This is a genomic window from Microbacterium sp. KNMS (assembly GCF_053851835.1).
The window spans coordinates 66,922-80,723 of the sequence record NZ_JBSQBP010000005.1; the positions used below are offsets into that span (position 1 = coordinate 66,922).

14 protein-coding genes are annotated in these 13,802 nt (G+C 69.9%); 10 read left to right on the plus strand and 4 right to left on the minus strand.

The genetic code is table 11. The annotated features are described in order from the left end of the window. The first annotated feature begins 82 nt into the window (after positions 1-82). The 4 genes from dnaK (at position 83) to ACWXWW_RS04790 (ending at position 4,103) form a co-directional block, all read left to right on the plus strand. Positions 83-1,942 carry a molecular chaperone DnaK gene (gene dnaK, locus ACWXWW_RS04775; RefSeq protein ID WP_271174608.1) on the plus strand — a complete coding sequence of 620 codons (1,860 nt, stop codon included), beginning with the start codon at positions 83-85 and terminating at the stop codon, positions 1,940-1,942. Further along, a complete protein-coding gene (locus tag ACWXWW_RS04780; RefSeq protein WP_282980380.1) occupies positions 1,942-2,562 on the plus strand; it encodes a nucleotide exchange factor GrpE in 621 nt (206 codons plus the stop codon). Before dnaK ends, ACWXWW_RS04780 begins: the two co-directional genes overlap by 1 nt. 77 nt (positions 2,563-2,639) lie before the next feature. After that, a complete protein-coding gene (locus ACWXWW_RS04785; protein WP_282980379.1) occupies positions 2,640-3,620 on the plus strand; it encodes a DnaJ C-terminal domain-containing protein in 981 nt (326 codons plus the stop codon). Between the two features lie 45 nt (positions 3,621-3,665). Further along, positions 3,666-4,103, plus strand: a complete 438-nt coding sequence (locus tag ACWXWW_RS04790) for a heat shock protein transcriptional repressor HspR (RefSeq protein WP_282980413.1) — start codon at positions 3,666-3,668, stop codon at positions 4,101-4,103. Positions 4,104-4,129: 26 nt separating this feature from the next. Here the strand turns inward: ACWXWW_RS04790 and ACWXWW_RS04795 are convergent, their stop codons facing one another. Next, positions 4,130-4,795 (minus strand): DUF998 domain-containing protein, encoded by a 666-nt coding sequence (locus ACWXWW_RS04795; RefSeq protein WP_455969046.1) that lies wholly within the window; start codon positions 4,793-4,795, stop codon positions 4,130-4,132. A gap of 80 nt (positions 4,796-4,875) precedes the next feature. Between ACWXWW_RS04795 and ACWXWW_RS04800 the strand changes: the two genes are divergently transcribed. Beyond that, entirely contained in the window at positions 4,876-5,349 is a 474-nt protein-coding gene (locus ACWXWW_RS04800) for a MarR family winged helix-turn-helix transcriptional regulator (protein ID WP_455969047.1), read from the plus strand. 65 nt (positions 5,350-5,414) lie between these two features. On the opposite strand, the gene ACWXWW_RS04805 is transcribed toward ACWXWW_RS04800, so the two are convergent. Genes ACWXWW_RS04805 through ACWXWW_RS04815 form a run of 3 tightly spaced genes read right to left on the minus strand, consistent with a single transcriptional unit; the run spans position 5,415 to position 8,030 of the window. Then, on the minus strand, positions 5,415-5,993 hold the full coding sequence (locus tag ACWXWW_RS04805; protein ID WP_455969049.1) for a flavin reductase family protein: 579 nt from the start codon (positions 5,991-5,993) through the stop codon (positions 5,415-5,417). Further along, entirely contained in the window at positions 5,980-7,020 is a 1,041-nt protein-coding gene (locus tag ACWXWW_RS04810) for a methionine synthase (RefSeq protein WP_455969051.1), read from the minus strand. Before ACWXWW_RS04810 ends, ACWXWW_RS04805 begins: the two co-directional genes overlap by 14 nt. A 17-nt stretch (positions 7,021-7,037) precedes the next feature. After that, positions 7,038-8,030 carry a DUF1852 domain-containing protein gene (locus tag ACWXWW_RS04815; protein WP_455969053.1) on the minus strand — a complete coding sequence of 331 codons (993 nt, stop codon included), beginning with the start codon at positions 8,028-8,030 and terminating at the stop codon, positions 7,038-7,040. 120 nt (positions 8,031-8,150) lie between these two features. Here ACWXWW_RS04815 and ACWXWW_RS04820 point away from each other — a divergent pair, with 120 nt between their 5' ends. The 5 genes from ACWXWW_RS04820 to glgX all read left to right on the plus strand — a co-directional run bounded on the left by ACWXWW_RS04820 (position 8,151) and on the right by glgX (position 13,783). Beyond that, entirely contained in the window at positions 8,151-9,092 is a 942-nt protein-coding gene (locus tag ACWXWW_RS04820; protein ID WP_271174602.1) for a LysR family transcriptional regulator, read from the plus strand. 59 nt (positions 9,093-9,151) lie between these two features. Beyond that, the gene (locus ACWXWW_RS04825) at positions 9,152-9,511 is read left to right on the plus strand and encodes an ArsR/SmtB family transcription factor (RefSeq protein ID WP_455969054.1); all 360 of its coding nucleotides are present in this window, start codon (positions 9,152-9,154) and stop codon (positions 9,509-9,511) included. Between the two features lies 1 nt (position 9,512). Further along, entirely contained in the window at positions 9,513-10,502 is a 990-nt protein-coding gene (locus ACWXWW_RS04830; RefSeq protein WP_455969056.1) for an SRPBCC family protein, read from the plus strand. Between the two features lie 154 nt (positions 10,503-10,656). Then, a complete protein-coding gene (locus tag ACWXWW_RS04835; protein ID WP_455969058.1) occupies positions 10,657-11,544 on the plus strand; it encodes a ribokinase in 888 nt (295 codons plus the stop codon). Positions 11,545-11,626: 82 nt separating this feature from the next. Further along, a complete protein-coding gene (glgX, locus tag ACWXWW_RS04840; protein WP_455969059.1) occupies positions 11,627-13,783 on the plus strand; it encodes a glycogen debranching protein GlgX in 2,157 nt (718 codons plus the stop codon). The last annotated feature ends 19 nt before the right edge of the window (positions 13,784-13,802 follow it).

Below are 13,802 nucleotides of genomic sequence, written 5' to 3' on the forward strand. Positions count from 1 at the left end.
CCCCCGGCTGTCGCCGTACGCTTGAGTCAGCGCGACTCAAGATCGCGCGCAGACTTCAGGCAGCGACAGAAGGAGAAGCAACATGGCACGTGCTGTGGGTATCGACCTCGGGACGACCAACTCGGTCGTCTCGGTCCTCGAGGGCGGCGAGCCGAAGGTCATCGCCAACGCCGAGGGCTTCCGCACGACCCCGTCGGTCGTCGCGTTCACCAAGGACGGCGAGGTGCTCGTCGGCGAGACCGCGAAGCGCCAGGCCGTCACCAACGTCGACCGCACCCTCGCGTCGGTCAAGCGCCACATGGGCACCGACTGGACGTTCAAGGTGGACGACAAGTCGTACACGCCGCAGGAGATCTCGGCGCGCATCCTCCAGAAGCTGAAGCGCGACGCCGAGCAGTACCTGGGCGACACGGTGACCGACGCCGTCATCACCGTGCCCGCGTACTTCAACGACGCCGAGCGCCAGGCCACGAAGGAGGCCGGCGAGATCGCGGGCCTCAACGTCCTGCGCATCATCAACGAGCCCACGGCCGCCGCCCTCGCGTACGGTCTCGACAAGGGCAAGGAGGACGAGCTCATCCTCGTCTTCGACCTCGGCGGCGGAACCTTCGACGTCTCGCTGCTCGAGGTGGGCAAGGACGACGACTTCTCGACCATCCAAGTGCGTGCCACGGCGGGCGACAACCGCCTCGGTGGCGACGACTGGGACCAGCGCCTCGTCGACTACCTCATCAAGCAGTTCAAGGACTCCACGGGCGTCGACGTCTCGAACGACAAGATCGCCCTGCAGCGCCTCAAGGAGGCTGCGGAGCAGGCGAAGAAGGAGCTCTCGAGCTCGACGTCGACGAGCGTCAACCTGCCGTACCTGTCGCTCACGGAGAACGGCCCCGTGTCGCTGTCCGAGACGATCTCGCGCGCGAAGTTCGAGGACCTCACGAAGGACCTCCTCGAGCGCACGAAGAAGCCGTTCCAGGACGTCATCCGCGAGGCGGGCATCAAGGTCTCCGACATCGCGCACGTCGTGCTCGTCGGCGGCTCGACCCGCATGCCCGCGGTCAGCGAGCTCGTGAAGAGCGAGACGAACCAGGAGCCCAACAAGGGCGTCAACCCGGACGAGGTCGTCGCCGTCGGCGCCGCCATCCAGGCGGGCGTGCTGAAGGGCGAGCGCAAGGACGTCCTCCTCATCGACGTCACCCCGCTGAGCCTCGGCATCGAGACCAAGGGCGGCGTGATGACCAAGCTCATCGAGCGCAACACGGCCATCCCGACCAAGCGCAGCGAGACTTTCACGACCGCAGACGACAACCAGCCGTCGGTGGCCATCCAGGTCTTCCAGGGCGAGCGCGAGTTCACCCGCGACAACAAGCCGCTCGGCACCTTCGAGCTCACCGGCATCGCGCCGGCGCCCCGCGGCGTGCCGCAGGTCGAGGTCACGTTCGACATCGACGCGAATGGCATCGTGCACGTGTCCGCCAAGGACAAGGGCACGGGCAAGGAGCAGTCGATGACCATCACGGGCGGCTCGTCGCTCTCGAAGGAGGACATCGAGCGGATGGTCCGCGACGCCGAGGAGCACGCGGCCGAGGACAAGAAGCGCCGCGAGGCTGCGGATGTCCGCAACCAGGCCGAGACGCTCGCGTACTCGATCGAGAAGCTCATCTCGGAGAACGACGACAAGCTCCCCGCCGACGTGAAGGACTCGGTCAAGGCCGACGTCGACGCGCTCAAGACCGCGCTCGCGGGCGAGGACGACGACGCCGTGAAGGCCGCGTTCGAGAAGCTCAACGAGAGCCAGACCAAGCTCGGCGAGGCGATCTACCAGCAGGCTCAGGCCGCGCAGGAGCAGGCGCCGCAGGACGCCCCGGCCGGCGAGCAGAGCTCGGCGGATGAGGACGTCATCGACGCCGAGGTCGTGGACGACGAGGACGAGAAGAAGAGCTGATGACGGACAAGGACTTCGAGGAGCCCCAGGGCGAGCAGCCCGACGGCGACGAGGTCCAGCCGGACGCCGAGGGGTCGGAAGCCGCCGCTTCCGACCCCGCGGCGCAGCCGGCTGAGACCGCGGAGGAGGGCGACGGCCTGACGGTCGACGACATCCTCGGCGCCGAGCAGACCGACGAGGCGGCGGAGGCGGAGAAGAGCGACTACGAGACGCAGCTCCTGCACGACCTCAAGCGCCTCCAGGCGGAGTACGCGAACTACCGTCGCCGCACCGAGGAGCAGCGCGAGATCGAGATCTCCCGCGCGAGGGGCGAGGCCGTGAAGGGCCTCCTCCCCGTGCTCGACGACCTCGACCGCGCCGAGAAGCACGGCGACCTCGCCGAGGGCAGCCCGTTCTCGGCCGTCGCGGCCAAGGTGCGCGGCGTCGCCGAGCGCCTGGGCGTCGTCGCGTTCGGCGCGACCGGCGAGACGTTCGACCCGCAGCGCCACGAGGCGATCTTCCAGCAGCCGGTCCCCGGCACGACCGAGAGCACGATCCTCGAGGTCGTCGAGGTCGGCTACCTGCTGGGCGACGTCGAGCTGCGCCCCGCCAAGGTCGTCGTCGCCGTCCCGGCGGAATGACTCCCGGTCGGCCCCGCTGCGGCGGGGCCGACCGCTTTCCGGATCACGCGTAGAGCATTCGCAAGAAGAAGGTGCAGATGGCCAGTCAGGACTGGTTCGACAAGGACTTCTACAAGATCCTCGGCGTCGACAAGAACGTGAGCGACGCGGATCTGAAGAAGACCTACCGCAAGCTCGCGCGCAGGTACCACCCTGACTCGAACCCGGGCGACGCGGCTGCGGAGTCGCGGTTCAAGGAGATCAGCGAGGCGTACTCGGTGCTCTCCGACCCCGAGCAGCGCAAGGAGTACGACGAGCTGCGCGCGATGGGCTCGGGTGCGCGGTTCACCGCGCCCGGCGGCGCCGGCGGCGGGTTCGACGACGTCTTCAGCCGGTTCACGCAGCAGCGCACGGCGTCCCCCGGCGACTTCGACGACATCTTCTCGATGTTCTCCGGCGGGGGCGGAGGCTTCGGCTCCGGCCGCTTCGGGCAGTCGACGGGCGGGTACCGCGGCTTCGGCGGCCCCCAGCGCGGCGCCGACGTGCGTGCGCGCACGACGATCGACTTCACGACGGCCGCCAAGGGCGAGACCATCACGCTCCAGGGCGAGGACGGCAAGCCGTTCAAGGTCAAGATCCCCGCGGGCGTCGCGGATGGCCAGAAGATCCGCCTGCGCGGGCGCGGGCGTCCCTCGCCGGACGGAGGGGAGAGCGGCGACATCGTCGTCGAGGTCGCCGTCCGATCGCACCCCGTCTTCACGCGCGACGGCCTGAACGTCCGCGTGACCGTGCCGATCACGTTCACCGAGGCGGTGTTCGGCGCGACCATCGAGGTTCCGACGCTCGGTGGCGACCCCGTGAAGCTGCGCGTCGCCCCCGGCACGCCCTCCGGCCGCGTGCTCCGCGTCAAGGGACGCGGCATCGCGTCCAGCAAGGGCACGGGCGATCTCCTCGCCGAGGTGCAGGTGGCTGTGCCGTCGCATCTCGACGACGCCGCGCGCGAGGCGCTCCTCGCCTACCGCGAGGCCGAGCCGAAGGAGAACCCCCGCGCTGAGATGATGGCGAAGGCGAAGCAGTAACCCGCTGCCGCCATCCGCCCCCGACACCTTCAGGAGGTGAGCACCATGCCGATCCCGGTCGACCCGGCCGACATCGACCCCGATGCGCCGATCTTCCCCATCGCGGCGGCTGCCGAGCTCGCCGCCATGCACCCGCAGACCCTGCGGCAGTACGACCGCATGGGCCTCGTCGTCCCCGGGCGCACGCGCGGCGGATCGCGGCGCTACTCCCTGCGCGACATCGAGCAGCTGCGCGAGGTCGCGCGGCTGTCGTCCGAGGGTGTGCGCCTCGCCGTCATCGAGCGCATCCTGCACATGGAGAACGAGGTGCAGGAGCTGCGCGGCCGTGTCCGGGAGCTCGAGCGCGAGCTGCGCGCCGAGCGCGAGCAGCGTCCGGGCGCGCGCGTGTTCGCGACGAGCGCGAACGGCGCAGTCGTGACGCTGCGCGCGGGCACCCGCGTGCGCCGGCAGACCGACGTGGTGCTCTGGCGTCCCACCGACTGACGCCCGCAGGCGTGCGCGGCCCCGCGCTACACGAGGCGCTTGTCGGCGTCGGGATGCGGGACGGTCCGGTATGCCCAGACCGAAGCAGCGAGCAGCCAGGCGAAGCTGATGACGACGGCGAGCCACAGGAGGGCGACCCCCACGGGCGCGGTCGCAAGCGCCGCCCCGGCCAGGAACGCGGCGACGACGGCGATGCCTGCGATGCGCGAGAGCAGAGCGTGTCGCCGCTCTCCGCGTGCTCGGAAGAGCCGCGCGAGCAGGAGGGCGGCGACCGCGAACGCGGCGAACTCGAGCGCGCCGAGGACGAGATGCAGGATGCCGCTCGCGCTCATGCTCATCTCCGAGCCCGGCGGGAATCCGCCTGCGGGATCGGGCCGGAAGATGCCCGCCAGCGCGATCGAAGCCCCGGCGACGATCACGGCGACCCCGACGCCGCGAGCGCGACCATCGGGCGTGCGAAGGAGGCCCCAGCCTGCGATGACCACCATGAGGCCGGTGAGGGCGAAGTTCACGACCTGAAGCCAGCCGACGTCGCCGAGGGTCAGCAGGCTCAGGGCGTGCCGCGAGAGGTCGAACCCTTCACGGGTGAGAGCCAGGGTCAGGCCGAAAAGCAGATAGAACGGCCCTGCGACAGCACCCCAGCCGAGCATCGATCGGGTGACCGCCGCGCGTGCATCGAAACCGTTGGTCATGATCGAACCGTAGCGGATTGCTACGAAAACCGAAAGACTTCTCCGCGGGAACGGACACGGGGCCCTGCGAGGATGAGACGGTGTCCGAATCCGTGCCCGATATCAACAGCGGCGATTCCGGGGTGTGGCGCGTGCTCGACCGCTACCGGGAGCTGGAGCTCCAGCTTGCGATTCTGGGGCACCATCTCAGTGCGCAGGTCGGACTCCGCCCGGTCGAGCTGCAGTGCTTCAACCTCGTTCACCGCCACGGACCTGTCCCGATCGGCGAGCTGTCGCGCATGCTGGCTCTCCCACCGGCGACGACGACCGGGATCGTCCGTCGTCTGGTCGAGCAGGGATGGGTGGCGCGCGAGCGCGCGGAGGCCGATCGCCGGACGGTGCTCGTGCGGCCTCTCCCCGATCACCTCCCGAGGCTGTTCGGTCTGCTCGCACCCCTCGGCGAAGACCTGAACTCGGCACTGGCGGGGCTCGACGAGCACGCGCTCGGGGTCATCGCCGATTTCCTCGGCCACGCCGCTGCGGCGACGGAGCGGGCGAATGCCCGGTCCGTCTGATCCGCCCGCTCACGCGGGATCCAGGCCCCGAGCGTGTCGACGCCCAACGATCGAGGACGACGCCGTCAGGGCTCGATGCGCGAGTGCTCGCCGAGGCGGTGCCACGTGCGGTTGTGATAGACCAGCGCGTCGCCGACGTCGCCCGGGTGGATGTCGCGCTCGATGTGCGACTGCAGTGCGTGGGCCGCGACGACCGTCGACGTGCCCGCATCCATCCGGTCGATGACCGCGCAGCGCACCCACGCGCGCACGCCCTCGTACACGGGCTCGCCCGTGGCGAGGCGCGTCCACGGGTGCTCCTGGGCGAAGCGGTCGACGCCGCTCGCGGCGCCGAGCTTCGCCACCTCCAGATCGTGAGCGTCGAGGAAGTGCACGACGACGGTCTCGGCGCGCGAGAGAACGTCCGACGCCGACGACAGCGCCGAGATCGAGAACACCAGGAGCGGGGGCTCGGCGCTCACCGACGCGACCGAGGTCGCCGTCAGGGCGACGGGCCCGTCGCCGGCATCCGCCGTGATGACGGTGACGCCCCCGGGGTGCCCCCGGAAGAGGGCCTTGAAGTCGTCGGGCGACAGCGACGGCGCGAAGCCGTGACGCGGGGTCTCGGCAGGCACGTCGGCGGGTGACGCCTCAGACGCGCGCATCGGCCAGCTCCTCGCGCAGGATGGCCGCGCCCGCGCTGAGCGCGCTGAGCTTGCGCAGCGCGACCTCCCGGGGGAACGGCGCCATGCCGCAGTTCGTGCTGGGCACGAGCTTGTCCGCGTCGACGTAGGCGAGCGCACGGCGGAGGGTGTCGGCGACCTCCTCGGGGGTCTCGACCGTCTCATCCGCGACGTCGATCGCGCCGAGCATGACCTTCTTGCCGCGGACGAGCTCGACGAGCTCGAGCGGGACGCGGGAGTGGTGGCACTCGAGCGAGACGATGTCGACGGCCGACCGCTGCAGAAGCGGGAACGACTCCTCGTAGTGGCGCCACTGCGAGCCGAGCGTCGCCTTCCAGTCGGTGTTCGCCTTGATCCCGTAGCCGTAGCAGATGTGCACGGCGGTCTCGGCGCGCAGCCCCTCGCACGCGCGCTCGAGGGCGGCGACGCCCCAGTCCTTGACCTCGTCGAGGAAGACGTTGAAGGCGGGCTCGTCGAACTGGATGATGTCGACGCCCGCGGCCTCGAGCTCCCTGGCCTCCTGGTTGAGGATGGTCGCGAACTCCCACGCCAGTTTCTCGCGGCTGCGGTAATGAGCGTCGTAGAGCGTGTCGACCATCGTCATCGGGCCCGGCAGCGTCCACTTGATCGGGCGGTCGGTGCTCGCACGGAGGAACGCCGCGTCGTCGACGAACACGGGGTGCTCGCGGTGCACCGCGCCGACGACCGTCGGAACGCTCGCGTCGTAGCGGTCGCGGATGCGCACGGTCCTGCGCTGTGCGAAGTCGACGCCGTCGAGGTGCTCGATGAACGTCGTCACGAAGTGCTGGCGCGTCTGCTCCCCGTCGCCGATGATGTCGATGCCGCGGCGCGTCTGCTCCTGGACGGCGATGCGCATCGCATCCTGCTTGCCCTCGGTCAGCGCGGCGCCCTCGAGCTTCCAGGGGGACCAGAGCGTCTCCGGCTCGGCGAGCCACGACGGCTTGGGAAGGCTGCCGACGATCGAGGTCGGCAGGAGCGCGGGGGTCATGGATGGTCCTCCGGGGGTCATGCGACGAGAACGGGGTCGCCGGCGGTCCACTGCTCCAGCAGCTCGCGGTTCGGCTCGATGAAGTGCTCCTGCGCGTACTTCCCCTGCGTGACGGCGAGCTGGCTGCGCTCCTCGCGGTCGTAGGAGATCTGCGTCCGCGAGAAGTCCTGCGCACCCAGGCTCGGGCGGTAGACGGCGGCGGCGGCCGAGTTCGCGTTGTAGATCTCGGGGCGGTAGATCTTCTGGAACGTCTCCATCGTGCTGATCGTGCTGATGAGCTGCAGGTTCGAGTAGTCGTTCAGCAGGTCGCCGCGGAAGTAGAACGCGAGCGGCGCGACGCTTCCGCGCGGCATGAAGTAGCGCACCCGGAGCCCCATCTTGCCGAAGTACTCGTCGGTCAGGGAGTGCTCGTCCTGCTGGTACTCGACGCCGAGGACGGGGTGGCTGTTGCCGGTCTGGTGGTAGGTCTTGCTCGTCGAGACGCTGATGCAGATGACGGGCGCCTGCGGGAAGCGCTGCCGGTAGACATCCGAGTCGAGGAAGTGCTGGAAGAGCCTGCCATGGAGGACGCCGAAGTCGCGGGGGAGCGCGGGCGCCCCCGCGCCATCCTTCGCCGCGGGCAGGACGACGCTGAAGTCGTAGTCACGGATGTAGGACGAGAAGTTGTTGCCGACGATCCCGTGGTGGCGGGCGCCCGTGTGCCGGTCGATGATCCGCGTGTCGAGGACCTCCAGCAGCGGGAACGGCTGAGCCTCGTCATCCGCCGACGTGCGCAGCTGCACGGAGACGATCTCGAGTTCGAGGGTGTAGCGGTCGCGGGTCGGGTTGTCCCAGTGCGCGAGGTCGTTGAACCGCCGGTCGATCATGGTCAGGGTGCTGCGGAGGTTCTCCTGACGGCGCTCGCCGCGCGCGAGGTTGGCGAAGTTGGTCGTGATCCGGGAGCTCTCCGATGGCGTGTAGTCCTCGTCGAAGGGGGTGGTCGTGATGCTGAACTCGAATGCGCTCGCCATGGGCCAATCCAGGGGTGATGAGGGTCGGGTCGATCCTCGGTCGTCGGAGCCTCCATCGTGCCGGGATTCGGGCGATATCGGGTAAGAAGACGACGCTATCCCTCCATATAGTCTTTGGCTATGGCACAGGGAACGAGCGGTCTCACGCTGCAGCAGCTCCGCTACTTCATCGAGGTCGCCGCCGAGGGCTCGATCTCGGGTGCCGCCGACCTGCTCTACGTCGCGCAGCCGACGATGTCGGCGGCGATGAAGGAGCTCGAGGCGCGCGTGGGGCGCACGCTCCTCGTGCGCTCGGCACGCGGCGTGACGCTCACCCTCGACGGGGCGGAGTTCCTCGGCTATGCGAGGCAGGTCGTCGAGCAGGTGGAGCTCCTCGAGCAGCGCTACCTCGACCGGCCCCCGTCGCGGCGTCTGCTCGGCATCTCGGCGCAGCACTACTCGTTCGCGGTCGACGCGTTCGTGCGGATGGTCCAGGCGAGCGGGGCGGCCGAGTACGAGTTCTCCCTGCGGGAGACCCGGACGGGCGACATCATCGAGGATGTCCGCACGCTCCGCAGCGAGATCGGCATCCTCTACCGGAACGACTTCAACCGGAAGGTGATCGACAAGCTGCTCCGGGACTCGGGGCTCGCGTTCCATCCGCTGTTCCTCGCCGAGCCGCACATCTTCATCTCACGGCGCAACCCGCTCGCCTCCCGGAAGCGCGCGACTCTCGCCGACCTCGAGGATCTGCCGCGACTCACCTTCGACCAGGGGGCGGACAACTCCTTCTACTTCGCCGAGGAGATCCTCTCCACCATGTCGAGCAGGCGCGAGATCCGGGTCTCCGATCGGGCGACGATCTTCAACCTCATGATCGGCCTCGGCGGGTACACGATCTCGACCGGCATCATCAGCGACGAGCTCGATCCGGAGATCGTCGCGATCCCGCTCGACGTCGACGAGCGCATCGAGATCGGGTGGATCGATCACGCCGCGATCCCGCTGACGGAGCAGGCGCAGCGCTACCTCGACGAGGTGCGCGCGGTCGTCGCCGGGTTCGGTGTGGAGGTGCTGGGATAGTAGCGAGGAGGAAGAAGGCCTCTTGACACCCGCCCTCCGCACCCCTAACGTACAACCAAATGGTTGCACAAACGGAGTTGAGCGAGACGGAGATCGACCGTGTCTTCCACGCACTGGCGGCGGCAACGCGGCGCGACATCCTGCGTCGGACGATCGAGCGTGAGCAGTCCGTCTCCGCACTGGCCCGCGACTACGACATGTCGTTCGCCGCGGTCCAGAAGCACGTGGCCGTGCTCGAAGAGGCGCGGCTCATCGTCAAGCGCGCGGAGGGGCGCGAGCGGCTCGTCCGCGCGAACCCCGAGATGATCGCGCGCGCCAGGGCCCTGCTGGGTCGATACGAGCAGCTGTGGCGCGCCCGCATCGCGCGCCTCGACGACCTGCTGGCCGAACCGCACGACACCACTGGATCAGGAGATTGACATGCCCGTCACCGATGTCACCACCGACGCCGAGAGTCTCACGATGACCGTCGTCGCAGACTTCGCAGCGCCCATCGAGCGCGTGTGGAGCGCCTACGCCGACCCGCGCCAGCTCGAGCGCTTCTGGGGTCCTCCCGGCTGGCCCGCGACGTTCACGGCCTTCGACCACACGGTCGGGGGAATGGCGCAGTACACGATGGCCGGCCCGCGCGGTGAGCGCTCCTCGGGGTCGTGGGAGTTCCTCGAGATCGACGAGCCGCGGGGGTTCGCGGTGATCGACCGGTTCGTCGACGACGAGGGCCGTCCGCTCGAGGGCTTTCCCTCCCTGCGCATGACGTTCTCCTTCGAGGAAGCGGGCGACGGCACGCGGATGGTCACCACGAGCCACTTCGACTCGATCCAGGCGCTCGAGCAGGTCGTCGAGATGGGCGCGATCGAGGGCACGCGGATGGCCATGGCTCAGCTGGACGCCGTGCTCCAGGACCTGCGCGCCTACGCGCAGGGGAAGGGGACACGCGTCGAGGAACTCGACGACACCCATGTGCGGATCACGCGCCTCGTGGAGGGCCCGCGGGAGCTCGTGTGGCGGGCCCACCACGACCCCGACCTGCTGCGGCAGTGGATGCTCGGTCCCGACGGGTGGGAGATGACCGAGTGCGTCGTCGCGCTCGCTCCCGGTGACCGGCACAGCACGTCGTGGGCGCCGGTCGGCGAGACCGAGGGCGAGGCCTTCGGGTTCGAGGGGGAGGCGCTGCTCGTCGACGCGCCTCGGCGCGCCGTCTCGACGGAGCGCATGAAGGGCACCGACGGGCCCGAGACGCTCAACGACCTCAACCTGTACGAAGAGGATGGCGCGACCCTCATCACGCTCCTCATCGAGTACCCCGACAAGGAGACGCGCGACATGATCCTCGCGACCGGGATGGCCGACGGCATGGAGGCCTCGTACGCCCGCCTCGAGAGGGACGTGCTCGTCGCCTCCGGTCGCTGACTCGCCGCGGCCGCGTCACCCGAGGTGGCGCGGCCGCGTTCTGGGGTCGGCCCGTTCCGGGAATCGGATGGCTGTGGCTGGTGTGCGCGTGTCGTCCTCGCCCGGCGACACACGCACCGGCGATCCGAATCCCGGTACGCGATAGCGTGGCGAGGTGACTCAGATCGTCGTCCTCGGCAGCGCCAACATGGACCTCGTCACGCGGCAGCCGCGTCTCCCCGAGCCGGGCGAGACGATGGCCGGCTCCGACTTCTCGACGGGCGCCGGCGGCAAGGGCCTCAACCAGGCCGTCGCCGCCCGCCGCGCCGGAGCCGATGTCGCGTTCGCGGGCGCGGTCGGCGACGACGGGTTCGGGCGCGAGCTCCGCGCCTTCCTGGAGGGCGAGCGCATCGCGACCGCCGCGCTGCGGACATCCGCTGCGCCGACGGGCATCGCCCAGGTCAGCGTGCTCGACGGCGGCGAGAACAGCATCGTCATCGTCGCGGGCGCGAACGGCGAGGAAGAGCTGACGGATGGCGACCGCGCGCTGATCGCGTCGGCTGCGGCCCTCGTCGTGCAGCTCGAGCGCCCGCTCGCCCTCGTCGAGCGCGCCCTCGCCGCGGGTCGTCAGGCCGAGGCGCTCACGGTGCTCACCCCCGCCCCGGTCGACGCCGAGGCGGCGCGCCTGCTGCCGCTCGTGGACATCCTCGTGCCGAACGAGTCGGAGGCGCTCGCCCTGTCGGGCGCGTCCGATGTCGAGACCGCGGCACGGCGCCTGAGCGAGCAGGCGTCGACGGTCATCGTCACGCGCGGGTCGGCGGGCGCCCTCATCGCACGCGGCGGCGACATCGTCGCCGCGGTGCCGGCGCACGAGGTGGAAGCCGTCGACACGACGGGCGCCGGTGACACGTTCGTCGGCGTGCTCGTCGCGTGGCTCACCCGCGGCGAGCCGCTCGAGGCGGCGGTCGAGGCGGCGACGGCGGCTGCCGCGATCGCGGTGACCCGGCCCGGGGCCGCGCCCGCGATGCCGACGCGCGAGGAGATCGATGCCGCGCTCGGGTGACCGGCGCGCATTGTGTCCGTACTGTGGCCATCCGGTTACCGGAACGGCGGGTTCTGTCATCTGAGCCTGGGACAATCGCCCTGTGAGCCCGGAGATCTGGACCCGCATGGGTGAGACAGCCGCCATCTGGCCAGGACGCAACTGGCCGCTCGGAGCGACCTGGAGCGAGGAGTCGACGAACTTCGCGGTCTACGCGCCCAACGCGACGCGCGTGTGGCTGTGCCTGTTCGACGAGAACAACTCCGAGACGCGGCACGAGCTCACCGAGCACTCCCAGAGCATCTGGCACGGCGCCCTTCCCGGCATCCGCCCCGGGCAACGCTACGGCTACCGCGTCGACGGCCCGTGGGATCCGGCGCAGGGCCTCCGGCACAACCCGCAGAAGCTCCTCCTCGATCCGTACGGTCTCGCCACGAGCGGCACGATCATCGCCGAGCAGCCGATCTTCGGCGTCCGCGAGGACGACCCGGCCGTGCGCGACGACACCGACTCGGCCGCGTACACGGCGCGGAGCGTCGTCGTGGACCCGTCGTTCGACTGGGGCGACGACGAGCCGATGAAGACGCGCTGGCGCGACACGGTCATCTACGAGCTGCACGTGAAGGGGTTCACGAAGCTGCACGACCGCGTCCCCGAGCACCTGCGCGGCACCTACGCGGGCCTCGCCGAGCCGGCGGTCGTCGAGTACCTCCGCGACCTCGGCGTCACGGCCGTCGAGCTGCTGCCCGTGCAGCAGTTCTTCTCGGAGCCGGGCCTCCTCGAGCGCGGGCTCGTCAACTACTGGGGCTACAACACCCTGTCCTACTTCGCGCCCGATGCGGCGTACTCGTCGTCGGGCGATCGCGGCGAGCAGGTCGACGAGTTCAAGCGGATGGTGAAGGCGCTGCACGGAGCGGGGATCGAGGTCATCCTCGACGTCGTCTACAACCACACGGCCGAGGCCGGTCCGCACGGGCCGACCCTCTCGTTCCGCGGGCTCGACGACCGCGGCTTCTACAAGCGGCTGATCCCGGGGAACGGCGGGTTCGACGACACCTACTGGGATGTCACGGGCTGCGGCAACACCGTCAACACGGGCGACCCCTACGCGCTGCGCCTCATCCTCGACTCGCTGCGCTACTGGGTCACCGAGATGCACGTCGACGGGTTCCGGTTCGACCTCACCTCGGCGCTCACGCGCACGGGCTACGACATCGACTTCGCGTGCGCGTTCCTCATCGCGGTCGACCAGGACCCGGTGCTGCGTCATGTCAAGCTCATCGCCGAGCCGTGGGACGCGTCGATGGACGGCTACCTCGTCGGCCGGCTGCCGCAGCCGTGGGTCGAGTGGAACGACAAGTACCGCGACACCATCCGCGACTTCTGGCGCGGGCACGCGCAGATCAAGGACGTCGCGACGCGGCTCGCGGGCTCGAGCGACCTCTACGCCGACGACGGCCGCTCCGCGTACAACTCGGTGAACTTCATCACGGCGCACGACGGCTTCACCGTGCGCGACCTCGTCAGCTACGACCACAAGCACAACGAGGCGAACGGCGAGGACAACCGCGACGGCACCGACAACAACCGGTCCTGGAACCACGGCGTCGAGGGCGAGACCGACGACGCCGAGATCGTCGCGCTGCGCCGTCGCCAGGCCGCGAACCTCATGATGACGCTGTGCCTGTCGAACGGCGTGCCGATGATCACGGCCGGCGACGAGCGCGGCCGCACGCAGCGCGGCAACAACAACGCCTACTGCCAGGACAACGAGATCTCGTGGATGGACTGGCGCCCCGACGACGCGTGGCTCGACGTGTACGAGCTCACCAAGGCGGCGCTCAGGCTCCGGCGCGAGCACCTGGCGCTGCGGCAGCGGCACTGGTTCGAGGGCTCGCCGACGATCAAGGGCGGCCCGGCCGACCTCGTCTGGCTGCACCCCGAGGGGCGCCGCATGCGCACGGCCGACTGGGCGGATGGCGGGCTCAGGACCATCGGGATGTTCCTGTCCGGCGGTCCGCTGCGCGAGCCGGGCCCGCACGGCGAGCAGCTCGTCGACCACTCGTTCCTGTTCTGGTTCAACGCGGGCGAGACCGAGGTGACGATCACTTTCCCCGAGAACGAGTGGATCAGCATGGGCGACGTCGTGCTCTCGACCGATGAGGCGGTGCCCCCGGGCACGCGCGTCACGGTGGAGGCGCCGCTCGTCATGGCGCCGCGCACCGTGGTCGTGATGCAGTCGCTGCAGGCTCCGCTCTGACGCGGGCCGGGCCGCTCGA

Bases quoted from the DNA above. Each gene is read 5' to 3' on its own strand.
- dnaK (WP_271174608.1), top strand. From the start codon at position 83: ATGGCACGTGCTGTGGGTATCGACCTCGGGACGACCAACTCGGTCGTC.
- ACWXWW_RS04780 (WP_282980380.1), top strand. From the start codon at position 1,942: ATGACGGACAAGGACTTCGAGGAGCCCCAGGGCGAGCAGCCCGACGGC.
- ACWXWW_RS04785 (WP_282980379.1), top strand. From the start codon at position 2,640: ATGGCCAGTCAGGACTGGTTCGACAAGGACTTCTACAAGATCCTCGGC.
- ACWXWW_RS04790 (WP_282980413.1), top strand. From the start codon at position 3,666: ATGCCGATCCCGGTCGACCCGGCCGACATCGACCCCGATGCGCCGATC.
- ACWXWW_RS04795 (WP_455969046.1), bottom strand. From the start codon at position 4,795: ATGACCAACGGTTTCGATGCACGCGCGGCGGTCACCCGATCGATGCTC.
- ACWXWW_RS04805 (WP_455969049.1), bottom strand. From the start codon at position 5,993: ATGCGCGCGTCTGAGGCGTCACCCGCCGACGTGCCTGCCGAGACCCCG.
- ACWXWW_RS04810 (WP_455969051.1), bottom strand. From the start codon at position 7,020: ATGACCCCCGCGCTCCTGCCGACCTCGATCGTCGGCAGCCTTCCCAAG.
- ACWXWW_RS04815 (WP_455969053.1), bottom strand. From the start codon at position 8,030: ATGGCGAGCGCATTCGAGTTCAGCATCACGACCACCCCCTTCGACGAG.
- ACWXWW_RS04820 (WP_271174602.1), top strand. From the start codon at position 8,151: ATGGCACAGGGAACGAGCGGTCTCACGCTGCAGCAGCTCCGCTACTTC.
- ACWXWW_RS04825 (WP_455969054.1), top strand. From the start codon at position 9,152: ATGGTTGCACAAACGGAGTTGAGCGAGACGGAGATCGACCGTGTCTTC.
- ACWXWW_RS04830 (WP_455969056.1), top strand. From the start codon at position 9,513: ATGCCCGTCACCGATGTCACCACCGACGCCGAGAGTCTCACGATGACC.